This is a genomic window from Blautia sp. An81, from assembly GCF_002161285.1.
Taxonomy (GTDB): Bacteria; Bacillota; Clostridia; order Lachnospirales; family Lachnospiraceae; genus Blautia; species Blautia ornithocaccae.
Genome location: NZ_NFHH01000036.1, coordinates 14543 through 31838, shown reverse-complemented (window position 1 = coordinate 31838; position 17296 = coordinate 14543). Strand labels below are relative to the sequence as shown.

Here is a 17296-nt window from a genome sequence, read left to right as displayed (position 1 = left end):
CGCCCGCTGGAGTGCATAATCTTAAGTGTAAAGAACTCTACATGGACGCACAGGAGGATATGCACATGAATGATTACAACAAAATCACAGCCCTTTACTCCCGCCTTTCCGTAGGCGACGAGGACAGGGACGGCGGCGAAAGCAACTCCATACAGAACCAGAAGAAGTTTTTGGAAAGCTACGCCAGACAGCTAAAATTGACGAATATCCGGCACTACATTGACGACGATGAAAGCGGCAGATTTTTCGACCGCTCCGCCTACTCCCGCATGATAGAGGACGTAGAAAACGGTAAAATCGGCGTGTGTATTATGAAAGACATGACCCGCTGGGGGCGCGACTATCTCCAAGTCGGCAACGCTATGGAGATATTCAGACGGAACAATGTGCGCTTTATCGCGGTCAACAACGGGATAGACAGCGAGAAGCCCGACACATTGGAGTTTGCGCCCTTTATCAACATCATGTCGGAGTGGTACGCAAAGGACATCAGCAAGAAAGTAAAGACCGGCATTAAGACGAAGGGCATGAGTGGAAAGCCGATTGCCACCGAAGCTCTCTATGGCTATGTCAAATCCCCGGACAACAAGGATTTTTGGATAATCGACGAGGAAGCCGCCGGAGTTGTCCGTTTGATTTTTCGCCTGTTTCTGGACGGGAAAAACCGCAACCAAATCGCCGTATATCTGACGCAGGCGCAAATCCCAACGCCCACATTCTACATGAAAGAGCGCGGGCGGGGAACGTGCAAAAACAGGGCGCTCAATGAGGATAACCGTTACAAGTGGAACAAAGCCACTTTGACCCATATCCTTACACGGCAGGAGTATTGCGGCGATGTAGTCAACTTCAAGACTACAAAGCATTTCCGGGACAAGCGGAACCACTATGTAGACCGGAGCCAATGGCAGATAACCGAAAATGTGCATGAGCCGATTATTGACCGCGCCGACTTTGAAACCGCACAGCGGATTTTGGAAAACGCGCCCGTCAGACGCCCCAACGGGGACGGGGAAATCCACCCTTTGTCGGGCTTGCTTTTCTGTAAGGATTGCGGCGCAAAAATGCACATCCGCATAGATTACAGAAACGGCGGCAAGCGGCACGTTGCCTATTGCAGCGAGTACCACAAGGGAAAAGCCAAAAACCCCAAATGCCATTCCCCGCACATCATTGACGCGGACTTGCTCATGCAGACCGTCGCGGAAGTGCTGAAGAAAATCGAGGACTATTCTATCAGCAACCGGGCGGAGTTTGAAGCCTTAGTGAAAAAGAACCTTGCCATGCAGCAGACCGACCAGACCAAAAAGCAGCAGAAGCGTATCCCACAAATCACGACGCGCCTTGAACAGATCGACAAGGTGCTGAACAAGCTCTATGAGGACAACGCCCTCGGCACTATCCCGCAAGACCGCTACGAGCAAATGTCGCAGAAGTATTCAGAAGAATACTACGCATTGAAAACGGAGCTTTCCATACTCCAAGAGCAGCTATCCGCTTATGAGAACGCGGGAGGACGGGCGCAGAAGTTTTTGAAGCTGACGGAACGCCATGCCGCCTTTACTGACCTCACCCCCGCCATTCTCAACGAGTTTATCAGCAGGATTGAAGTGCATGAGCGCGACCAGAAAAGGGCGAGATACGCAATCCAGCACATCAGCATATATTTCAACTATATCGGCAGATTTGAGAACGAAGTAACGCAGCTTGCAGAGCCGACAGAGCAGGAAATCCGGCAAATGCGGGAAGAAATCGAAGAAGCCAAAAAGGAAAAGAGCCGCGCCTACCACCGGAAGTATTCAAGGGAGTACCGGGCGCGAAACCTTGAAAAGCAGCGGGAGTATGAGCGTATCAAGGCGCGGGAATACCGGGCAAGGAGAAAGGCGCAGACCGCCGCCGCACAGCCCGCACAGTAAAACAGAATAACCGACAACCAAGAGGGATTTTCCGGCTACGGGAAGTCCCTCTTTTGTGCCCGGAGAAAGGAGCTGCCTATGGCAGAACAGACCCCCGACAGTATCATCACGACGCAGAGAAACGGGCAGACTATTGTTGCGGAGTTATTTTTCAATCACAGCAGCACAGAAACATTCCGCGACAAGCTGCTCAAGACGATACTTGCCGACAGTTCGTGTTTATCTGCGTCTGACGGTCAAGAGCCGGAAAAATCGGAAATCTTGCGATAACAGCCGCCCCGACGATACATTCCACGTCCGGGCGGTTTTTATCGTCAAAAACGCCGTTTTCTCCAAGTCAAGAGCCGGAGAAAACACCCGAAAAATGCCCCTATTGCGTAACAGGGGCACAGAAAGGAGTTTGCATGAGGACAGGGCTTACCAAGCAGGAAAAGACCACCGATATTTGGTTTGACGAGAAAGACCCCCTTATCCATATCCGCACCCACAACACCGCCTTGAAAAAGCGTCTGCTTGCATACAGCCGCCGTTATCCGGCGATCTGCCAGCAGACTGACGCAGACCCGGAAACGGGCTGCATGGAGTTTGACATTGAGAAAGGCCGCTTCTCTTTCCGTCTGACCGCCCCATACAGCGAGGAACGGCGGGAAGCGGCGCGGCGGTATGCCAGAGAGAGCAACGTCGCCGACAGGCTGAAATAGAGTTGAAATGTTCATAGTTTTGTGCTATACTTTTTCTAAAAGCAGAGTAATACTGCGGAATTGATTGGAGGACAACACAATGGTTACATTTATGAGATTAAGATAAAACCGCGAGTTATGTTGCGGTTATCCGTATTGCATAACTCGCTTATTGAAGCAGAGATGTAATTACGGAGGAAAAACAAATGAATAATAATTTATCACGCTTTGCAGACAGCAAGGTTTATTTTCAATGCCCAATTTGCACAAAATCAATGGATATACAAGGCAATAGCCTAATTTGTAGACATGGACATTGCTTTGATATTTCAAGATATGGGTATGTAAATTTGTTGTTAAAATCATCGCCCAAAACCAACTACAGCAAGCGGTCTTTTGACAACCGGCACCAAATTTTGGAGTATGGCATGTATGATGTTGTGTTGGAGAAAATCATACAGTTTATTTCTGATACGCCATCTATAAGAAACATTTTAGATGTTGGTTGCGGCGAGGGTTTCTATGCAAGGCAGATACAGCAAAGAACAGAACGAAACATCTTTGCCTTTGACTTGTCAAGGGAGGCAATACAGATTGCATCAAAAAAAGACAAGCGCAAAGCAGTGAAGTGGTTTGTTACTGACTTATCAAAAATCCCTTTGAAAGACGGAAGTATGGATTGTATTTTAGACATATTTTCGCCTGCACACTACAAAGAATTTCAGCGATTGCTATCTCCTAACGGATATGTTGTGAAAGTAATTCCTACGAAAAATCATTTGAGGGAAATCAGGACTAAAGTGCAAGCACACTTGAAAAATCCAGATTATTCAAATGAGTCTGTCGTTGAATATTTTGAGAAATATCTTAAAACCATTTCAAGAGAAACGGTTTCAGCCACCGTACAGTTGTCATCAGAACAAAGAATGTCGTTTATTGAAATGACGCCGCTTCTCTTTTGCGTTGAAAAAGATTGCGTTGATTGGCGTACTCTCACACATTTGACAATCGAAGCTGATGTTTTAATAGGAATGTATTAAAGGGCGTATTGATATTTAATATTCCCATTTATTGAGCAGAACGGAGTAAACCAAACACCCTAATCAAAAGGACAGCCGAGGAAATCGACTGTCCTTTTTCTATGCCGACAGGTAGAAAGGAGTGACCACCCATGACGAAACCGAGAGAAAAAAAACGCGAGGAATTGCAAGCCGAGATTGAGGACGGGAAGAAGAAAATCCGGCAGCTTGAAAATCGGGAAAAGGTGTTGCGGCAAAAGTTATCCCAAGAGGAACGCCGGACGCGCAGCCACCGGCTGGTCGTCCGAGGCGCAGTCTTTGAGAGCATTGTGCCGGAAGCCAAGACCATGACCGATGAGGAAGCCGCCGCCTTTCTCCGGCTTGCCCTGACGAGCGAGGAAGCGCGGGCTTATCTGAAAAAACGCACCGAGGGCGGGAAAAGCGAATAATCCCTTTGGAACAAAGGGCGCACTTATACACCCTTGCGGGCGTGTGCGCTCTGCCGAGGGCGTATCTCCGCACAGGGAACTTTCCCCGCGCTCCGATATGGCGGCTTTGCCGCAACAAGGGGCTGCACCCCTTGCGCCGCTTACGCGGCTATCCCTGCACACCCACAAAAACAGTACACCCGCCGTTGGCGTCTGTACCATTTTTGCGGGTTTGGTTATCCTATCCGGGAGGTGATACCCATAGCCATTTACCATTGTAACATCGGCATTGTGAGCCGAGGAAAAGGCAAGTCAGCCGTTGCCGCAGCCGCCTATCGAAGCGGCGAGAAAATCACAAACGAGTGGGACGGAATGACCCATGACTACACCCGCAAGCGCGGCGTTGTCCATACGGAAATCCTACTGCCGCCCCATGCCCCGCCCTCTTTCTCTGACCGTTCAACCTTGTGGAACAGCGTGGAGCTTTACGAGAAAGCCGGGAACGCCCAGCTTGCCAGAGAGATTGACGCAGCACTCCCCATAGAATTATCCAGAGAGGAACAGATCCGGCTTGTCCGTGAATACTGTTCCTCTCAATTTGTTTCAAGAGGAATGTGCGTTGATTTTGCCATTCACGACACCGACAGCGGCAACCCCCATTGTCATATCATGCTTACCATGCGCCCCCTTGACGAGCGCGGCGCATGGGCGGCGAAGTCCAAAAAGGAATATGACCTTGACGAGAACGGCGAGCGCATACGCTTACCAAGCGGCAGATACAAGACACACAAAGTTGACCTCACAGGCTGGAACGACAAGGGCAACGCGCTTTTATGGCGCAAGGCATGGGCGGATATTTCAAACGCCTACCTTGAACGCGCCGGACACCCGGAGCGTATCGACTACCGCAGCAACGCCGAGCGCGGCATTGACGAGCTGCCCACCGTCCACATGGGCGTAGCGGCCTGTCAAATGGAGAAGAAAGGCATAGCCACCGAGAAAGGCGAGCTGAACCGGAATATCCGAAAGGCAAACCGCCTTATCCGGGAAATCAGGGCGCAGATTGGAAAGCTCAAAGAATGGATTGGCGAACTGTTCAAGGCGCGGGAAACCGCCCCGGAGCAGCCCCCGCAATCCCCCGGCCTTGCAAATCTGCTGATGAAGTATTTAAGCGTTCAGAGAGAAAAGAGCCGGAAGTATTCGCAGAGTTGGCAAAGGCAGCACGCCGCCGATGAACTGAAAACCGTTGCAAAGGCGGTCAACTATCTTTCCGAGCATGGTATTTCTACCCTTGCGGAGCTGGACGCTGCCCTTTCCTCTGTCAGCGACCAAGCCGACGCTATCCGGGAGGGCATGAAAACCGCCGAGAAGCGCATGAAAGAATTGCAGAAATTGATTGAATACGGGAAGAACTACACCGAGTACAAGCCCATTCACGACGAGCTGAAAAAGCTGAAAAATGGCTGGACGAGCAAGCGTGACAAGTACGAGGAAGCCCACCGCGCCGAGCTTACGCTATGGAACGCAGCGAGCCGCTATCTCCATGCAAATCTGCCGAAAGGGACAAAGACCTTGCCTATCTCTGAATGGGAAAAAGAGTACGCCACTCTCAGCGGGCAGAGAACAGCGGAATATACCAAGCTGAAAGAAACCCGCGCCGAGGTTGCCGAGCTGCACAATATCCGCAAGTGCGTTGATATTGCACTGAAAGCCGACCAGCCGGAGCAGACCCGCGCCAAGCGGCACGACTTAGAACGATGAATGGAGTTGAGATTTTTGTACTACACCCAAGAACAGATAGACCGGGCGAATCAAGCCGACCTTGTTTCTTTCCTGCAATCACAGGGCGAGCAGCTTACCCGCGCCGGGAATGAATACCGCTGGAAACGGCACGACAGCTTGACCGTCCGGGGAAACAAATGGTACAGGCACAGCCAGAGCAAGGGCGGCGGCCCCGTTGATTTTGTTATAGAGTTTTTCGGCAAGAGCTTCACCGAAGCCGTGGAACTTCTCACAGGAGAAAAGGGAGCCGCACCGCCGCCGGACAGACCTTGCCCCGCGTCCCTTTCCGACTTCCGGCTACCACCCCCAAACAGCGACAACCGAACAGCGAGGAACTACCTCACAGCAGCCCGCCGCATTGATGAAGATGTGACGGGCTTTTTCTTTGCCCGCGGCGATATTTACGAGGACGCAGCCCACCACAACGCCGTATTTGTGGGGCGGGACGAGGACGGAATACCGCGCTACGCCCACAGCAAGGGAACGGCGGGAAACTTCCGGCTCGATGTGAAAGGCAGCGACAAAGCCTTTAATTTCTGTTACCGGGGCGAGGGCGACAGGCTTTTTGCCTTTGAAGCCCCCGTTGACCTGCTCTCTTTCCTCTGCCTGTTCAAAAAGGAATGGCAGAAGCAGAGCTATTTGTCATTGGGCGGCGTGGGAGAAAAAGCCCTATTGCGTTTCCTTTCTGACCGTCCGAACATCAAGACCGTTTACCTCTGCCTTGACAGCGACCAAGCCGGAAACGACGCTTGTAGCCGCCTTGCGGAGCTTGTGCCGGAGGGCTTGACCGTCCACCGCCTTGTGCCGCTGTTTAAGGACTGGAACGAGGTATTGCAGCACCGGGCAGAAATCACAGACGGGAAGTATATCCAGGAAGCAGTTTACGGCCTGAAAGAGCCGCCGCAGGAAGAAACCGTCGAGATTATCCGCATGAGCGAGGTTGACACGCAGACCGTTGAATGGCTATGGGAGCCGTATATCCCTTTCGGGAAAGTAACCATTGTGCAAGGCAACCCCGGCGAGGGCAAGACCACCTTTGCCCTACGCCTTGCCGCTGCCTGCACCACCGGGGGAACGCTGCCGGGAATGAAGCCCCTGCCGCCATTCCAAGTGATTTACCAGACCGCCGAGGACGGGCTGGGCGATACCGTCAAGCCCCGCTTGATAGAAGCCGAAGCCGACCTTGACCGCGTGCTTGTGATTGATGAAGCCAAGCGGGAGCTTACCCTCTCCGACGAGCGCATAGAAAAGGCAATCACGCAGAACGGGGCGCGGTTGATTATCCTTGACCCAATACAGGCGTACATGGGCGAAAAGACCGACATGAACCGGGCAAACGAAGTGCGCCCCATGTTCCGCCGTCTTGCCGATGTTGCCGAGCGTACCGGGTGCGCCGTTATCCTTATCGGACACTTGAACAAAGCTGCCGGAGGGCAGAGCGCATACCGGGGCTTAGGTTCTATCGACTTCCGCGCCGCAGCAAGGAGCGTCCTGCTGATCGGGCGCGTGAAGCGGGAGCCGAATGTGCGTGTTATCGTCCATGACAAATCTTCCCTGGCGCCGGAGGGCAAGCCCGTTGCCTTTTGCCTTGACCCGGAAACAGGCTTTTCATGGATAGGCGAATACGACATAACCGCCGACGAGCTGCTATCCGGCGCGGGCGGGAACACCGCCACCAAGACCGAACAAGCCGAGAAGCTGATACTTGACCTGCTTGCAGACGGGAAAGAGCTTGCCAGCGAGGACATTGTAAAGGCCGCAGCCGAAGCCGGAATATCCGAGAGGACGGTACAGAACGCCAAGCGCAACATGGGCAGCATTTTGGGCGCAAGGCGTGTCGGCGGTCAATGGTATAACTTCATCAAGAAGAAGCAGCCGCCCGAACCCGCAAGCTGAAAGTGCAAAACGCAGACCCTTTGCACTTTGCACTTTCGCACTTTCACAAGAATTTGCGTCAATAACTCAAAAAAGCACTTGACAAAACGCTTCATGGGGCACCCATGAGGACATCGCACCCTACATCGACCCGGTGTTCCAGAACAATGTGATTCTGACTAAAACCGAGAGCCTGACCATGAACAGCCGCCCCAAGGACCCCAAGACCGCCAGAAACAAAAATGTGCTGGTGATCGGTGGCTCCGGTTCCGGCAAGACCCGCTTCTGGCTGAAACCGAACCTGATGCAGATGCACAGCTCCTATGTGGTGACAGACCCAAAAGGCACCATCCTGGTGGAGTGCGGCAAAATGCTTCAGCGCGGCACACCCAAGCTGGGCAAGGACGGCAAGCCCATGAAGGATAAGCACGGCAAGGACATCTATGAGCCTTATCGGATCAAAGTCCTCAATACCATCAACTTCAAGAAGTCCATGCACTATAATCCCTTTGCCTACATCCACTCCGAAAAGGACATCTTGAAACTGGTCACGACGCTGATCGCCAACACCAAGGGCGAGGGCAAGGCCGGGGACGATTTTTGGGTTAAGGCCGAGACGCTTTTGTACTGCGCCCTCATTGGGTATATCCACTACGAGGCCCCGGTGGAGGAACAGAATTTCTCCACCCTCATCGAGTTCATCAACGCGATGGAGGTCCGGGAGGATGACGAGGAGTTCAAGAACCCCGTGGACCTGATGTTTGACGCGCTGGAGGCAGAGAAGCCCAACCACTTCGCCGTCCGTCAGTACAAAAAGTACAAGCTGGCTGCGGGCAAAACCGCAAAATCCATCCTGATTTCCTGCGGTGCGCGCCTTGCCGTGTTCGACATCGCGGAGCTGCGGGAGGTCACGGCCTACGACGAGCTGGAGCTGGATACCCTGGGAGACCGGAAAACCGCCTTGTTCTTGATTATGAGCGACACGGACGATAGCTTTAACTTCCTGATCTCCATGTGCTACACCCAGCTGTTCAATCTGCTCTGCGAAAAAGCGGACGATGTGTACGGCGGGCGGCTGCCGGTCCATGTGCGGTGCCTCATTGACGAGGCCGCCAATATTGGACAGATCCCTCGGCTGGAAAAGCTGGTTGCCACCATCCGAAGCCGTGAGATTTCCGCCTGCCTGGTGCTGCAAGCACAGTCCCAGCTCAAAGCTATCTACAAGGACAACGCCGATACCATCATCGGCAACATGGATACCTCCATCTTCCTGGGCGGCAAAGAGCCGACAACCCTCAAGGAGCTGGCCGCCGTGCTGGGCAAGGAGACCATCGACACCTACAACACCGGCGAGAGCCGGGGCCGCGAGACATCCCATTCTCTTAACTACCAAAAGCTCGGCAAAGAGCTTATGAGCCAGGATGAACTGGCCGTCATGGACGGCGGCAAGTGTATCCTCCAGCTGCGCGGTGTGCGGCCTTTCCTCTCGGACAAGTACGACATCACCAAGCACCCCAATTACCCGTACACCGCCGACGCGGACCCCAAGAACGCCTTTGACATCGAGGCGTTCCTGTCCACCCGGCTCAAGCTCAAGCCCAACGAGGTCTACGATGTGTATGAAGTAGACGCAGAGGGCGTGTAAATCTGTTCCGCTGTGAAAGACCTGCTAATAAAAGTCAAGTAGAAATTTCAGATTTTTAGGGAGGCGAAAAAATGCAATACAAAATCAAGCCGCTGAGCATCTCAAAATTAAAACGGCGGCCAGCCAGATGGTATAGAGTGTAAAAATCAGTCGTGCTCCAGGGATTCCAAGTAGGCTTTCACAGAAGCGTAGTAGATGCGCAGGAACTTGTTGGCAGAGGCCATCATGTAGACACGATATGGCTTGCCTTCAGAGCGTTTCTTGTCCATGAACTGGTACACCGGCTCGTCTATTGGAGCACATTGCAGGATGACGCTCATCACCAGAAAGAGCGTCCTGCGCAGTGAGGCAGATCCTCGCTTGGAAATGCTACGGCTACGGACATCTATTTGACCGGATTGGTAGGGCGGGGCGTCAATACCCGCAAAGGCAACCAACGCTTTTTTGGAATGAAAACGGCGTACATCGCCAATTTCAGCCAGGAGTTGAGGGCCGAGGGTTGGGCCAACACCAAACATCCCCATCACTACAGGATACTCCGGCAGAGAAGCTGCCAGGGATTGCATCTCCTGTTTGAGAGCAGCTAACGCGGAAGAAGTTGTCTGGAGTTGAGAAATGGCCTGTTCTACCAAAAGTTTTGCCGTATCCGTTTTCGGTATGACACCGAAGTGTCTGCAAGCAGAGGCATAAATATCCAGCGCCTTATCCTCGCTGAAATTGTAGCCGTGCTTTCTGCACCACTTCTGGTATTGGGTAGTAAAGGCCTTCTCAGACCGGCCACAAACGCACTCGCAATGCCAAAAAGTAGCGACAAAGTCCACCCACTTCTCGCTGCCATCGGCGCGGGGCGGACTGGTAAACAAGCGATTTGCGTCTGGGAAGGTGGTGTCCAGCAGGGAGATCAGGTTATTCTTCAGCATGGTCTGAACTTTGGAATACTGTTGGTACTGCCGGTAGCAGATTTTCAGCATGAGTCGGGTATCCTCCTCCGGGATATATCTCGGCAATGTGAGCCAGTGGTCAAGACCGTAGTTGGCCAGCTTTACGGCATCCTTTTTGTCGGTTTTGGCCCGTCTTAAACTGTTGTTTCCGTAGTCATGCACCAGCATTGCATTGACTACCGAGACATAAAGGCCCGCGTCGTGGAGCAGCCAGGCCACCGGAGCATGGTAATTACCCGTGGATTCCATCACCACACGGGTCTCGCCGTCCAGGCTTTTGAGCAGTCCTGCCAGCTCGCTCAGTTCATTGGCGGTGTGACGTACTTCAAAGGGTGAAACCACTACCTCTCCGAAGGGCCGCATGACTGCAATCATGCTCTTACCCTTGGAAACATCGATGCCAACGCAGTTCATTCACATTCCTCCAATACAAAGAATCTGCAACCGGAATCCATCTTTTCTCGCTGCCGATTCAATCTATTGTGTGACACGAACTCTCCGACATCCGGTGGTTCAACCTGCTTAAATCGAACGCTGCAACGAGAGGATGGCTAACAGTCTTTCACACGGACATACAAGCCCAAGGAGTGATTGGTCAGCCAGTTGCTCCTCTCATTGTAGCTTAGGCACGAGATGGAGGGAAAGCCGGACTGGCTGTCCGGCTTTCCTGTCCAAATTTATTGTAATAGGAGTGATCTTATCTACCCGCCTCAACCGCCCCGGATGGGGCCATCGGCGTACAAAGCGGACAATCACCAAAAAATAATGAAAAAAGGAGGACAGCCGGAATCAGGCCCCGGAAACCGGGTGCCGATTGTTCCGGCTTTTGTATGCCTATGAATGACTAAATCAAACTTTTCAAATGATTCCGGCTAACTATAATTTATGGCATTTTTCAATCAGGCTATCACCGTTCTTCAGACCCTCGTTATCGCTCTGGGCGCTGGTCTCGGCATCTGGGGTGTCATCAACCTGCTGGAAGGTTACGGCAACGACAACCCCGGTGCGAAGTCCCAGGGCATGAAGCAGCTCATGGCTGGCGCTGGCGTCGCCGTGGTCGGCATGGTCCTCGTACCCCTGCTCTCCAGCCTGTTCACCGTCTGATCGCTCCCGTCGTTAAGCTGTCATAAGAAATCCTTGCCGCCCCTGCCCCCAAGCGGGGGCGGCTGAAAGGAGGTTGACACCGTATGGATTTCTTACTCGATGCCCTTACTGACTGGCTCAAGGAAATGTTGGTAGGCGGCATTATGAGCAACTTATCGGGGATGTTCGATAGCGTGAACCAGCAGGTCGCAGACATTGCGACACAGGTGGGCCAGACCCCTCAGGGCTGGAACGGGAGTATTTTCAGCATGATCCAAAATCTCTCCAACTCCATCATGGTGCCGATTGCTGGCGTGATCCTGGCTATCGTGATGACGCTGGAGCTGATTCAGATGATTACCGACAAGAACAACCTGCATGATGTGGACACCTGGATGATCTTCAAATGGGTGTTCAAATCTGCCGCTGCCATCCTCATCGTCTCAAACACCTGGAACATCGTGATGGGCGTGTTTGACGCAGCTCAAAGTGTGGTGGCGCAGGCGGCGGGCATCATCGGTTCCGACGCTTCCATCGACATCTCCTCTGTCATGACCGATATGGAGTCCCGGCTGATGGATATGGACCTGGGGCCGCTGTTCGGCCTGTGGTTCCAGTCGCTCTTTATCGGCATTACCATGTGGGCGCTTTACATTTGTATCTTTATCGTGATTTATGGCCGTATGATTGAGATTTACCTTGTGACCTCGGTGGCTCCCATCCCTATGGCCACCATGATGGGCAAGGAATGGGGCGGTATGGGCCAGAACTATCTGCGCTCGTTGATCGCCCTGGGCTTCCAGGCATTTCTCATCATCGTCTGTGTGGCGATCTACGCCGTGCTGGTGCAGAGTATTGCCACCGAATCCGACATCATTATGGCCATCTGGAGCTGCGTGGGCTATACGGTCCTGTTGTGCTTTACGCTCTTTAAGACCGGCAGCCTCGCAAAATCCGTTTTCAATGCACATTAACCAGGAAGGAGGTAATCCCTTTGGCTTATGTACCTGTACCCAAGGATCTTACGAAAGTCAAAACCAAGGTCGCGTTCAACTTAACCAAGAGGCAGCTTGTCTGCTTCGGCGGCGGTGCGCTGATCGGCGTACCGCTTTTCTTCCTGCTCCGGGGGCCTGTGGGAAACAGCGTGGCTGCCATGTGTATGATGCTGGTCATGCTGCCCTTCTTCATGCTGGCGATGTATGAAAAACACGGTCAGCCCCTGGAAAAGATCGTGGGCAATATCATCAAGGTGGCCGTCATCCGGCCCAAGGAGCGCCCGTATCAGACCAACAACTTCTATGCCGTTTTGGAACGGCAGGAAAAACTCGACAAGGAGGTGTATGACATTGTTCACGGTAATCAAAAGCTGGCTGCACCGGCTGTTCGGAAAAGACGAAAAGACCGCGCAGCCGGTTAATCAGAAAAAGATGAAAAAGCTGTCCCGCGCCGACAGAAAGCAGATCGAGGCTGCCATTGCCCGTGCCAATCGCACAGACAAAAAGAAAAAATCGGCTCAGGACAGTATCCCCTATGAACGGATGTGGCCGGACGGCATCTGCCGTGTGGCAGGCAGCCGCTACACAAAGACCATCCAATTCCAGGACATCAACTATCAGCTCTCGCAGAACGAGGACAAGACAGCGATCTTCGAGGGCTGGTGCGATTTCCTCAACTACTTCGACAGCTCCATTCAGTTCCAGCTGTCCTTTTTGAACCTGGCAGCCTCTGAGGAGACCTTTGCCCGCGCCATCAACATTCCTCTCCAGGGGGATGATTTTGACAGCATCCGGGTGGAGTACACCACCATGCTGCAAAACCAGCTGGCAAGAGGCAACAACGGTCTTATCAAGACCAAGTACCTGACTTTCGGCATCGACGCCGACAGCCTCAAGGCCGCCAAGCCCCGTCTGGAGCGCATTGAGACCGACATTCTCAACAACTTCAAACGCCTGGGCGTGGCCGCCGAGACCCTGGACGGCAAGGCGCGGCTGGCACAGCTTCACGGCATTTTCCACATGGATGAACAGGTGCCGTTCCGCTTTGAATGGGACTGGCTGGCTCCGTCCGGTCTGTCCACCAAGGATTTCATCGCGCCGTCCGGCTTCGAGTTCCGCACCGGCAAACAGTTCCGTATGGGTAAAAAATACGGGGCTGTTTCTTTTTTGCAGATCCTCGCCCCGGAGCTGAATGACCGGATGCTGGCGGATTTTCTGGATATGGAAAGCTCTCTGATCGTCAGCCTGCATATCCAGTCCGTAGATCAGATCAAGGCCATCAAGACGGTCAAGCGGAAAATCACCGACCTGGATAAATCCAAAATTGAGGAACAGAAAAAAGCCGTCCGCGCCGGATATGACATGGACATCATTCCCTCCGACCTTGCCACCTACGGTGCCGAGGCCAAGAAGCTCTTGCAGGATTTGCAGAGCCGAAACGAGCGAATGTTCCTTGTGACCTTCCTGGTGCTGAACACGGCGGACAATCCCCGGCAGCTGGGCAACAATGTGTTCCAGGCCAGTTCCATCGCACAGAAGTACAACTGCCAGCTGACAAGGCTTGACTTCCAGCAGGAAGAAGGGCTGATGTCTGCGCTGCCCTTGGGCCTCAATCAGATCGAGATTCAGCGGGGGCTGACCACCAGTTCCACGGCTATCTTTGTTCCGTTCACCACCCAGGAGCTTTTCCAGAACGGCAAAGAGGCGCTGTACTACGGTATCAACGCCCTGTCCAACAACCTCATCATGGTGGACCGCAAGCTGCTGAAAAACCCCAATGGACTGATTCTCGGCACCCCTGGTTCCGGCAAGTCCTTCAGCGCCAAGCGCGAGATCGCCAACTGTTTCCTGCTCACCAATGATGACATCATTATCTGCGACCCGGAGGCCGAGTACGCGCCCTTGGTGGAGCGCCTGCATGGGCAGGTCATCAAGATTTCGCCCACCAGCAGCAATTACATTAACCCTATGGATTTGAACCTGGACTACTCGGACGATGAAAGTCCGCTGTCTCTCAAGTCCGACTTCATCCTGTCTCTGTGCGAGCTGATCGTAGGCGGCAAAGAGGGCTTGCAGCCGGTTCAGAAAACCATCATTGACCGCTGTGTGCGGCTGGTGTATCAGGACTATCTCAATGACCCCCGCCCGGAGAATATGCCCATCCTGGAGGACCTCTACAACCTGCTGCGGGCGCAGGACGAGAAAGAGGCGCAGTACATCGCCACGGCGCTGGAAATCTATGTGACCGGCTCCCTCAATGTGTTTAACCATCAGAGCAATGTGGACATCAACAACCGTATCGTCTGCTACGACATCAAGGAGCTGGGCAAGCAGCTGAAAAAGATCGGTATGCTGGTGGTCCAGGACCAAGTGTGGAACCGCGTTACCATCAACCGTGCTGCCCACAAATCCACCCGTTACTACATCGACGAGATGCACCTGCTGCTGAAAGAGGAACAGACCGCCGCCTACACGGTGGAGATTTGGAAGCGGTTCAGAAAATGGGGCGGCATCCCCACCGGCATCACGCAGAATGTCAAAGACTTGCTTTCTTCCCGCGAGGTGGAGAACATCTTTGAGAACTCCGACTTCGTGTATATGCTCAACCAGGCGGGCGGGGACCGGCAGATTCTCGCCAAGCAGCTGGGCATTTCCCCTCACCAGCTTTCCTATGTGACCCACTCCAGCGAGGGCGAGGGCCTGCTGTTCTATGGCTCCACGATCCTGCCTTTCGTGGACCATTTCCCCAAGAACACCGAGCTGTACCGCATTATGACCACCAAACCCCAGGAACTGAAAAAGGAGGATGAATGACCATGAAACCCAACACCGAACTGAATACCATGATGTTTTTTGACGATGCCCTGGAGGGTGAGCGCACCCAGCTGCTCACCGAGCTGGCCGATGCCGTCAGCGAGACCCGCACGGCGGCGGATCAGGCTGCGGAGCTGAACGAGGACGGCGAAGCGGGCCTGCTGCGCCTGACGGAAATCTGGTGCGCCATGAACGGCGTCCCGGCCATCGTCATCTTCGAGGGCGGGCAGTCCGAGCTGCTGGCCAATGTGGTGGCGCAGATCTACGCCCATCTGCTTCAGCACCCCTCCCGTGACCCTGTGGGGCTGGCCGTCTATGTGGAGCTGCGCTACATGACGGCCTCCCTCATGTTGGGGGAATGGTTTGAATAAGGAACCGCGCCTGCGCTTTACGGACGAGGAACGGGCTGACCCGGCTCTGGAGAAGCCCATCCGTAAGGCGGACAAGGCCGCCGCCAAAGCAGACAAGGCGCAGGCCAAAATCCCCAAAAAGCAGGTCCGGCAAAAGACGGTGGACCCGGAGACCGGCAAAGTGACCACCAAGCTGGTGCTGGAGGACAAGAAGAAGCCGCCCTCCAAATTGTCCCATGCGGTGCGGGATACCCCCGCCAATGCCGCTCTGGGGAAGCTCCACAAGGAAATCCGGGAGACCGAACAGGACAATGTGGGCGTGGAGAGCGCCCACAAGTCCGAGGAGGCTGCCGAGACCGGCGTTAGGCTTGCACGGGAAGGCTACCGCAGCCACAAGTTGAAGCCCTACCGCAAGGCGGCCCAGGCCGAGCAGAAGCTGGAGAAGGCCAATGTGAACGCCTTGTATCAGAAGTCCCTGCGGGAAAATCCCCAGCTTGCCAGCAACCCCATCTCCCGCTGGCAGCAGAAACAGGCCATCAAAAAGGAATACGCTGCCGCCAAGCGCGCCGGTCAAGCTGTCGGGAACACCGCCAAGACTGCGGAGGCCACCGGCATGGCGGCCAAGGCGGTCAAGGAGAAAGCCCAGCAAGCGGGCGCGTTTGTCATGCGCCACAAAAAGGGCTTTTTGATTGCGGGTGCGATCTTCCTGCTGGTCTGTATGCTGCTCAACACCATGTCCTCCTGCTCCATGATGGCGCAGAGTATCGGTTCCGTGGTGTCCGGCACCACCTACCCGTCGGATGATCCTGAGCTGGTGGCGGTGGAGGCCGACTACGCTGCCAAAGAAACGGCGCTGCAAGCCGAGATCGACAACATCGAAAGCAGCCATCCGGGGTATGACGAGTACCGCTATGACCTGGATATGATCGGGCATGACCCCCATGAGCTGGCAGCCTACCTGTCCGCCGTGCTGCAAGGCTATACCCGGCAGAGCGCCCAGGCCGAGCTGGAGCGCGTGTTCGACGCACAGTATGAACTGACGCTTACCGAGGAAGTGGAGATACGATACCGCACCGAAACTTCCACGGACCCCGTGACCGGCGAGACGACCACCGAGGAAGTCCCGTATGAGTATTACATTCTGAATGTGAAGCTCACCAGCAAGCCCATATCTTCCGTGGCTTCGGAGCTGCTAACCCCGGAACAGCTGGAAATGTACCAGGTGTACCGGCAGACGCTGGGCAACAAGCCGCTGATCTTCGGCGGCGGCTCCCCGGATACGAGCAACTCCGAGGACCTGACCGGCGTGGTATTCGTCAACGGCACCCGCCCCGGCAATCAGGCCGTGGTGGACATAGCCAAAAGTCAGGTGGGCAATGTGGGCGGTCAGCCCTACTGGAGCTGGTACGGCTTCAATTCCCGTGTGGAATGGTGCGCCTGCTTCGTGTCCTGGTGCTACGGCCAGATGGGGCTGTCCGAGCCGCGCTTTGCCGCCTGCCAGTCCCAGGGTATTCCGTGGTTCCAGTCTCACGGACAATGGGGCGGGCGTGATTACGCCAATATCGCCCCCGGCGACGCCATCTTCTTTGACTGGGACCTGGATGGCAGCGCCGACCATGTGGGCCTTGTGGTCGGCACAGACGGCAGCCGGGTCTACACCGTGGAGGGCAATTCTGGCGACGCCTGCAAGATCAAGAGTTATTCCCTGTCCTACGAGTGCATCAAGGGCTACGGCCTGATGAACTGGTAAGGCCGATTTATGAGAAAA

14 protein-coding genes and 1 pseudogene are annotated in these 17296 nt (G+C 54.2%); 14 read left to right on the top strand and 1 reads right to left on the bottom strand.

The annotated features are described in order from the left end of the window. Positions 1 to 65: 65 nt before the first annotated feature. The 8 genes and pseudogenes from B5G33_RS19225 to B5G33_RS19190 form a co-directional block, all read left to right on the top strand. Complete coding sequence (locus B5G33_RS19225) at positions 66 to 1916, top strand: recombinase family protein (protein WP_002592870.1); 1851 nt, start codon at positions 66 to 68, stop codon at positions 1914 to 1916. A 78-nt stretch (positions 1917 to 1994) separates the two neighbouring features. Beyond that, positions 1995 to 2186 carry a transposon-encoded TnpW family protein gene (locus B5G33_RS19220; RefSeq protein ID WP_002592869.1) on the top strand — a complete coding sequence of 64 codons (192 nt, stop codon included), beginning with the start codon at positions 1995 to 1997 and terminating at the stop codon, positions 2184 to 2186. Between the two features lie 134 nt (positions 2187 to 2320). Next, complete coding sequence (locus tag B5G33_RS19215; RefSeq protein ID WP_002592868.1) at positions 2321 to 2617, top strand: hypothetical protein; 297 nt, start codon at positions 2321 to 2323, stop codon at positions 2615 to 2617. A 185-nt stretch (positions 2618 to 2802) separates the two neighbouring features. Next, positions 2803 to 3636 carry a methyltransferase domain-containing protein gene (locus B5G33_RS19210; protein WP_002584969.1) on the top strand — a complete coding sequence of 278 codons (834 nt, stop codon included), beginning with the start codon at positions 2803 to 2805 and terminating at the stop codon, positions 3634 to 3636. A gap of 131 nt (positions 3637 to 3767) precedes the next feature. Next, a complete protein-coding gene (locus tag B5G33_RS19205) occupies positions 3768 to 4064 on the top strand; it encodes a DUF3847 domain-containing protein (RefSeq protein ID WP_002592867.1) in 297 nt (98 codons plus the stop codon). Between the two features lie 231 nt (positions 4065 to 4295). Next, positions 4296 to 5804 (top strand): MobQ family relaxase, encoded by a 1509-nt coding sequence (mobQ, locus tag B5G33_RS19200; protein WP_038286028.1) that lies wholly within the window; start codon positions 4296 to 4298, stop codon positions 5802 to 5804. Between the two features lie 15 nt (positions 5805 to 5819). Then, positions 5820 to 7721, top strand: a complete 1902-nt coding sequence (locus B5G33_RS19195; protein WP_002592865.1) for an AAA family ATPase — start codon at positions 5820 to 5822, stop codon at positions 7719 to 7721. Between the two features lie 85 nt (positions 7722 to 7806). Further along, a pseudogene (locus tag B5G33_RS19190) lies at positions 7807 to 9345 on the top strand (VirD4-like conjugal transfer protein, CD1115 family); the annotation flags it as partial. Between the two features lie 146 nt (positions 9346 to 9491). Here the strand turns inward: B5G33_RS19190 and B5G33_RS19185 are convergent. Next, positions 9492 to 10700, bottom strand: coding sequence for an IS110-like element ISEnfa110 family transposase (locus B5G33_RS19185; RefSeq protein WP_002382856.1), 1209 nt, complete (start codon positions 10698 to 10700; stop codon positions 9492 to 9494). Positions 10701 to 11171: 471 nt separating this feature from the next. On the opposite strand from B5G33_RS19185, the gene B5G33_RS19180 reads away from it, so the two are divergent. From B5G33_RS19180 to B5G33_RS19155, 6 genes are all read left to right on the top strand, one after another. Further along, a complete protein-coding gene (locus B5G33_RS19180; protein ID WP_002588903.1) occupies positions 11172 to 11390 on the top strand; it encodes a Maff2 family mobile element protein in 219 nt (72 codons plus the stop codon). A gap of 83 nt (positions 11391 to 11473) precedes the next feature. Further along, positions 11474 to 12343 (top strand): VirB6/TrbL-like conjugal transfer protein, CD1112 family, encoded by an 870-nt coding sequence (locus tag B5G33_RS19175; protein ID WP_002578790.1) that lies wholly within the window; start codon positions 11474 to 11476, stop codon positions 12341 to 12343. A 20-nt stretch (positions 12344 to 12363) separates the two neighbouring features. Then, on the top strand, positions 12364 to 12786 hold the full coding sequence (locus B5G33_RS19170; RefSeq protein ID WP_002578789.1) for a PrgI family protein: 423 nt from the start codon (positions 12364 to 12366) through the stop codon (positions 12784 to 12786). 10 nt (positions 12787 to 12796) lie between these two features. Next, positions 12797 to 15178, top strand: a complete 2382-nt coding sequence (locus B5G33_RS19165; RefSeq protein ID WP_002578788.1) for a VirB4-like conjugal transfer ATPase, CD1110 family — start codon at positions 12797 to 12799, stop codon at positions 15176 to 15178. Beyond that, a complete protein-coding gene (locus B5G33_RS19160; RefSeq protein ID WP_033126285.1) occupies positions 15175 to 15549 on the top strand; it encodes a DUF3851 family protein in 375 nt (124 codons plus the stop codon). The genes B5G33_RS19165 and B5G33_RS19160 overlap by 4 nt, the downstream gene beginning before the upstream one ends. After that, a complete protein-coding gene (locus tag B5G33_RS19155; protein ID WP_002588927.1) occupies positions 15542 to 17278 on the top strand; it encodes a CD1108 family mobile element protein in 1737 nt (578 codons plus the stop codon). The genes B5G33_RS19160 and B5G33_RS19155 overlap by 8 nt, the downstream gene beginning before the upstream one ends. The last annotated feature ends 18 nt before the right edge of the window (positions 17279 to 17296 follow it).

What these genes read in the sequence shown, in the direction of transcription:
- B5G33_RS19225 (WP_002592870.1), top strand. Translation starts at nt 66, where the DNA reads ATGAATGATTACAACAAAATCACAGCCCTTTACTCCCGCCTTTCCGTA.
- B5G33_RS19220 (WP_002592869.1), top strand. Translation starts at nt 1,995, where the DNA reads ATGGCAGAACAGACCCCCGACAGTATCATCACGACGCAGAGAAACGGG.
- B5G33_RS19215 (WP_002592868.1), top strand. Translation starts at nt 2,321, where the DNA reads ATGAGGACAGGGCTTACCAAGCAGGAAAAGACCACCGATATTTGGTTT.
- B5G33_RS19210 (WP_002584969.1), top strand. Translation starts at nt 2,803, where the DNA reads ATGAATAATAATTTATCACGCTTTGCAGACAGCAAGGTTTATTTTCAA.
- B5G33_RS19205 (WP_002592867.1), top strand. Translation starts at nt 3,768, where the DNA reads ATGACGAAACCGAGAGAAAAAAAACGCGAGGAATTGCAAGCCGAGATT.
- B5G33_RS19185 (WP_002382856.1), bottom strand. Translation starts at nt 10,700, where the DNA reads ATGAACTGCGTTGGCATCGATGTTTCCAAGGGTAAGAGCATGATTGCA.
- B5G33_RS19180 (WP_002588903.1), top strand. Translation starts at nt 11,172, where the DNA reads ATGGCATTTTTCAATCAGGCTATCACCGTTCTTCAGACCCTCGTTATC.
- B5G33_RS19175 (WP_002578790.1), top strand. Translation starts at nt 11,474, where the DNA reads ATGGATTTCTTACTCGATGCCCTTACTGACTGGCTCAAGGAAATGTTG.
- B5G33_RS19165 (WP_002578788.1), top strand. Translation starts at nt 12,797, where the DNA reads ATGAAAAAGCTGTCCCGCGCCGACAGAAAGCAGATCGAGGCTGCCATT.
- B5G33_RS19160 (WP_033126285.1), top strand. Translation starts at nt 15,175, where the DNA reads ATGACCATGAAACCCAACACCGAACTGAATACCATGATGTTTTTTGAC.